The organism is Sandarakinorhabdus rubra, from assembly GCF_010994245.1.
In the GTDB taxonomy this organism is placed as follows: Bacteria; Pseudomonadota; Alphaproteobacteria; order Sphingomonadales; family Sphingomonadaceae; genus Sandarakinorhabdus; species Sandarakinorhabdus rubra.
Genome location: NZ_WMHO01000180.1, coordinates 1 through 5,442, shown reverse-complemented (window position 1 = coordinate 5,442; position 5,442 = coordinate 1). Strand labels below are relative to the sequence as shown.

The 5,442-nt window shown below is 66.8% G+C and carries 4 protein-coding genes; all 4 read left to right on the top strand.

Features of this window, described 5'->3' with window-relative positions:
• Positions 1-1,015 (top strand): 1-deoxy-D-xylulose-5-phosphate reductoisomerase (dxr, locus tag GJV64_RS10930; RefSeq protein WP_164157261.1); only part of this gene is annotated, 1,015 nt, incomplete at its 5' end.
• Between the two features lie 5 nt (positions 1,016-1,020).
• Positions 1,021-2,160: a M50 family metallopeptidase gene (locus GJV64_RS10925; protein WP_235927702.1), complete on the top strand. Its 1,140-nt coding sequence runs from the start codon at positions 1,021-1,023 to the stop codon at positions 2,158-2,160.
• A 56-nt stretch (positions 2,161-2,216) separates the two neighbouring features.
• Positions 2,217-4,862 (top strand): outer membrane protein assembly factor BamA, encoded by a 2,646-nt coding sequence (bamA, locus tag GJV64_RS10920; protein ID WP_164157259.1) that lies wholly within the window; start codon positions 2,217-2,219, stop codon positions 4,860-4,862.
• On the top strand, positions 4,862-5,442 hold a 581-nt coding region (locus tag GJV64_RS10915), incomplete at its 3' end, for an OmpH family outer membrane protein (RefSeq protein WP_164157258.1). The genes bamA and GJV64_RS10915, both read left to right, overlap by 1 nt.

The window sequence follows — 5,442 nt, the reverse complement described above, 5'->3', positions numbered from 1 at the left end:
CTGCGGCGCGCGCTTTGCCGCCGTGGCCGATGCAACGCAGGGCCCGGCTCTCAAGGCGGCGCTGGCTGGCAGCGGCATCGCCAACGGGGCTGGGCCCGAGGCAATCATCGAGGCCGCCGCCCGCGATGCCGAGATTGTGGTGACCGCGATTGTTGGCGCTGCCGGGTTGCAGCCAACGTTGGCGGCCATCGAGCGCGGCGCCCAGATCGGCATCGCCAACAAGGAGACGCTGGTGTGCGCCGGCCCGGTGGTGACCGCGCTGGCAAAGGCCCGGGGCGCCACCCTGCTGCCGGTGGACAGCGAGCACAACGCCATCTTCCAGGTCTTCCCCCACGACGATCCCGCCCAGGTGGAGCGCATCATCCTCACGGCCAGCGGCGGGCCATTCCGCAGCCGCAGCCGCGAGGCGATGCGCGGCGTGAGCGTGGCAGATGCCTGCAAGCACCCGACCTGGAGCATGGGCGCCAAGATCAGCATCGACAGCGCCACCCTGATGAACAAGGGGCTGGAGCTGATCGAGGCGGCGCAGCTGTTCCCGGTGTCGGTGGAGCAATTGGCGGTGATCGTGCACCCGCAATCGGTGGTGCATTCGATGGTCGAATATGTCGACGGCAGCGTGCTGGCCCAGCTCGGCAGCCCCGACATGCGCATCCCTATTGCCTATGCCATGGGCTGGCCGGAGCGCATCGCCACGCCCGCCGCACGCCTCGACCTGGCGCAGGTGGCCACATTGTCGTTCGAAGCGCCCGATCTGGAACGTTTCCCCTGCCTCGCGCTGGCCTGGGAGGCGATGCGCGCCGGGGGCAGCGCACCGTGCATCCTGAATGCCGCCAACGAGGTGGCGGTGGCCGCGTTCATCGCCGGGCAAGCCGGCTTCCTCGATATCGATGCCATTGTGGCGGAAACCCTTGGCATCATACCGCACGCCGCCATGGCCAGCCTGGCAGATGTGCTTGCAGTGGATGCCGAGGCGCGGGCCGTGGCAGCTTCGCTGGTGGCGCGGCGGGCAGCATGACAGCGTTGCCGATTCTGCCGCAGCCCGGCCTGCTGTTCACGCTGGCCAGCTTCATCGCCATCATCGCGGTGCTGGTCGTGGTTCACGAAGGCGGCCATTTTCTCGCCGGCCGGCTGTTTGGCGCCCGCATCGAGGCCTTTGCCGTTGGCTTCGGACCGGAACTGTTCGGCCGCACCGACCGGCGCGGCGTGCGCTGGCGGGTGAACGCCATTCCGCTGGGCGGCTATGTCAAGTTCGTCGGCGACATGAACGAGGCAAGCCAGCTCGACCCGTCGTTGCTGTCGTTGCCCGAATCCGAACGGCGCGGCCTGTTCGCCTTCCTGCCGCTTTGGCAGCGCGCCGTCATCGTGGCGGCCGGGCCGGCGATCAACTTCCTCTTCGCCATCCTCGTGTTGGCCGCCTACAACATGGCGGTCGGTTACTACACCGCGCCGGCGCAGGTGGCGCGCGTGCTGCCGGGCAGCGCGGCGGCGGCGGCCGGCGTGATGGCTGGGGACAAGGTGCTGCGGGTCGATGGCACGCGCGTCGACCGCTTCGAGGACATGGTGCACATCGTGATGACCAGCACGGGCGCGCCGCTGGTGCTGGAGGTGGAGCGCGCCGGGCGCATCCTGCCGATCAACGTGGTGCCGCGGATGGTGAGAACGGTTGACCGCTTCGGCAATGTCAACGCGGTGCCACAGCTGGGCATTGCCAGCCCGCCCGAACGGCTGCGTGCCGTGGGGCCGATGGCGGCGCTGAAATGGGCGACGCTCGACACGATCGGCATCACCCAGGCGATCTGGCGCGGCATCCGGCAGGTTGTGCTGGGCGAGCGTGCGCTGGCCGACATGGGCGGCCCGGTGCAGACCGCCAAGATCGCCGGCGAGCAGGCCAGCCTCGGTCTTGCGGCGGTGGTGCGCTTCATCGCCTTCTTCTCGATCAACATCGGCTTCATCAACCTGTTGCCCATCCCGATGCTGGACGGCGGCCATCTTCTGCTCTACGGCATCGAAGCCGTGCGGCGCCGGCCCCTCGCGGATGCGGTGCAGCAATGGGCCTTCATGTCGGGCTTTGCCGCGCTCATGTCGCTGATGCTGGTGCTCACCTGGTACGACATGGGCAAGGTGGGCCTGTGGTCGCGGCTGGCGGGGCTGCTCGGGTGAGGAGGGCTGGCAGCCTTGCGCGCGCCCCAACGCCCGGCTGCTGTGGGGCCAGCGCCATGAAGGATCAGGTCTTGGGGTTTCTGGTGAACACAGCGGCGGAATTGAAGGCAGGGGAACCGGGGGGCGCGTGGCGCAGGGCGTTGCCGCTGCTGCTGCTCACGTCAGCACTGGCCGCCCCGGTGTACGCTCAGCAGCCGCCGCGCCCGGCGCCGCCACCGCCCGCGATGCCCTCGGCCGAAGCCGAAGCCCGTGCCGCCGCCTCTGCCGGCCAGGCGGCGCTGCCGGCCACGGTCGCCAATGCCGGCATCGTGCGGTCGGTCGTGGTGCGCGGGACGGAGCGGCTGGAGCCGGAAACCGTGCGCTCCTATCTCAACCTCGCCATCGGCGACCGCTACGACCGCGATGCGTTGGATACGGCGCTGAAGGCGCTCTATGCCTCCGAACTGTTCGCCGATGCCACCATCCGCGACGACAATGGCGCGCTCACCGTCGAGGTGAAGGAGAATCCGGTGATCAACCGGATCATCATCGAAGGCGCCAAGCGGGTGAAGGAAGACAAGATCCGCGAGGAGATCAGGCTGGCGCCGCGCCAGATCTTCACGCGCTCCAAGGCCCGCGCCGATCTCGCCCGCATCCTCGAACTCTATCGTCGCGGCGGGCGCTTCTCGGCCAGTGTCGAGCCCAAGATCGTCCAGCTCGAACAGAACCGCGTAGACGTCGTGTTCGAGATCAGCGAGGGCGACAAGTCCAAGATCCGCCAGATCAACATCCTCGGGAACGTGAAATTCTCCGAAGGCGAGATCAGGAAGCAGATGGCGTCGAAGCAGTCGCGCACCTGGCGCTTCTTCACCTCGAACGACACCTATGATCCCGATCGCCTGGCCTATGACCAGCAGAAGCTGCGGCAATATTATCTGACCAAGGGCTATGCCGATTTCCGCGTTGCTTCGGTGGTGGCCGAGCTGACGCCCGACAAGAAGGACTTCATCGTCACCTATGTCGTGGAGGAGGGCGAGCGCTACAAGTTTGGCAAGGTCGATCTCGAAAGCCAGTTGCGTGACATCAAGCCGGCCGAGTTTCGCCCGCTGATCCGCATCAAATCGGGCGACTGGTACAACGCCCAGCTGATCGAGGACACCGTCGAGGGCCTGTCCGAAACCGCCGGCCTTCTGGGCTATGCCTTTGCCGACGTGCGCCCGAACTTCGAGCGCGACAAGGAAAAGCTGGAGATGAACGTCACCTTCCAGATCGGAGAGGTGCCGCGCGTCTATGTCGAACGGGTGGACATCAACGGCAACACCATCACCCGCGACAATGTCATCCGCCGCGAGTTCCGCCTGACCGAGGGCGACGCCTTCAACTCGATCAAGGTGAAGCGCTCCAAGGACCGGCTGATGAGCCTGGGCTTCTTCCAGGACAAGCTGGACATCGAGCAGAAGCCCGGCACCACGCCCGATCGCATCGTGCTGGAAACCAACGTGCAGGAACGCCCGACTGGCGAGCTGCAGCTGTCGGCCGGTTTCTCCAACATCGAACGCTTCATCTTCTCGGCGAGCGTGCGGCAAAGGAACTTCCGCGGCCGTGGCCAGGAGATAAGGCTGTCGGCCAACATCTCCAGCTTCTCGCGTTCGATCGAGGCGGGGTTCACCGAACCCTATTTGGGCGGCCGCAACCTGGCACTGGGCTTCGACGTGTTCCGCCGCGATTTCCGCTCGTTCCGCTTCACCGGAAACAACACACGCGACACCACCTACACGCAGGTCGCCACCGGCTTCCAGGTGCGCACCGGCTTTTCGGTGACCGAGTTCTGGGCGGCCTCGTTGCGCTATGGCCTGTCGCGTGAGCAGATCGGACTGGACGAGGCGCTGTTCTTTACCAACGGGGTCTGCGATCCGCTGCGGGCCGGTCGCTTCCTGTGCGAACAGCTGGGTAACCGCACCATTTCCACGATCGGCTATTCGATCATCTACAACAGCCTGAACAACAATCTGCTGCCTACCACCGGACAGCGCTTCAGCTTCAACCAGGACGTGGCGGGCCTGCCGATTGGCATCAAGTTCATCACCACCCGCGCGAATTACGACTGGTTCACGCCGCTGTTCGCCGGGTTCGTGCTGAACCTGGGCGCCGAGGGCGGCTATGTCACCGGTTATGGCGGTCAGGACGTGATCCTGACCAACCGCTTCTTCCTTGGCCAGCCGCAGTTCCGTGGCTTCAACATCCGCGGTGTCGGCCCGCGCGTGCTGCGCCGGCCGCTGGATGCCACTGGCACCCCGGTCGCCGACCGTCGCCAGGCGCTGGACGACTCGCTGGGCGGCCGGGCCTATTATCTGGGCCGCGCCGAAATCCGCATTCCGTTGGGCTCGGCCGGTGCCGAACTCGGCCTGCGCCCGTCGATCTTTGCCGATGTCGGCGCGCTGTGGAGCCTGAAGACGCCGAGCCTGACCTGCCAGAACGGGCCGACCAGGCCTGCACCAAGGCTGCCCGGCCAGGTTGCACCGTGCCTGGTCACCGACGGTGTCTCCTCCGGCTTTGTCGAGGAGTTTCTGGGCAACACGCCGCGTCCGCGCGTGTCGGTCGGCATCGGTGTCAACTGGAACTCGCCGTTCGGGCCGTTCCGCTTCGACCTCGCCAAGGCCCTGCTCACCCAGCCGGGCGATGATCCACAACTCTTCCAATTCAACGTAGGGACTGCATTCTGATGAAGAAGACGCTTATTGCGCTGGCGCTCGCCACCGTCGCCACTCCGGTTCTGGCCCAGCAGCTGCCGCCGGCCGTGATCGTCACCGTGGATCGCCAGGAAATGATCGGCGCATCTGCTGCGGCCAAGGCGGCGCAGGCCGAACTGAAGCCCAAGGCCGACGCGCTGGCCGCGCGCCTCAACCAGCTGCGCACCAGCCTCACCGCCGAGGAAAAGACCCTGCGCGACACTGCCCCCCAGCAGGGCGCCGCGCCGGCCGCCGTGCAGGCCTGGCAGACCAAGGTGCGCGATTTCGAGACCCGTCGCGGCCAGGCGGACCAGGAGATCCAGCGCCGTCAGCAGGAAATCCAGCTGGCCGAACAATGGGTCGTCAAGCAGATCAATGATGGCGCCCAGCCGATCATCAGCACGATCATGCGCGAGCGCGGCGCCAATATCGCGGTGGATGAGCAGGTCACCATCCAGCATGCCGCCGCCATCGACATCACCGCCGACGTGATTGCCCGCCTGGATAAGGCGCTGCCAAAGGTGTCGACCACGCCGCCGGCCCCGCCGGCGGGCGCTGCCCCGGCCGCCGGCGC

Coding starts and splice junctions, on each gene's coding strand:
- bamA (WP_164157259.1), top strand. CDS start 2,217: ATGAAGGATCAGGTCTTGGGGTTTCTGGTGAACACAGCGGCGGAATTG.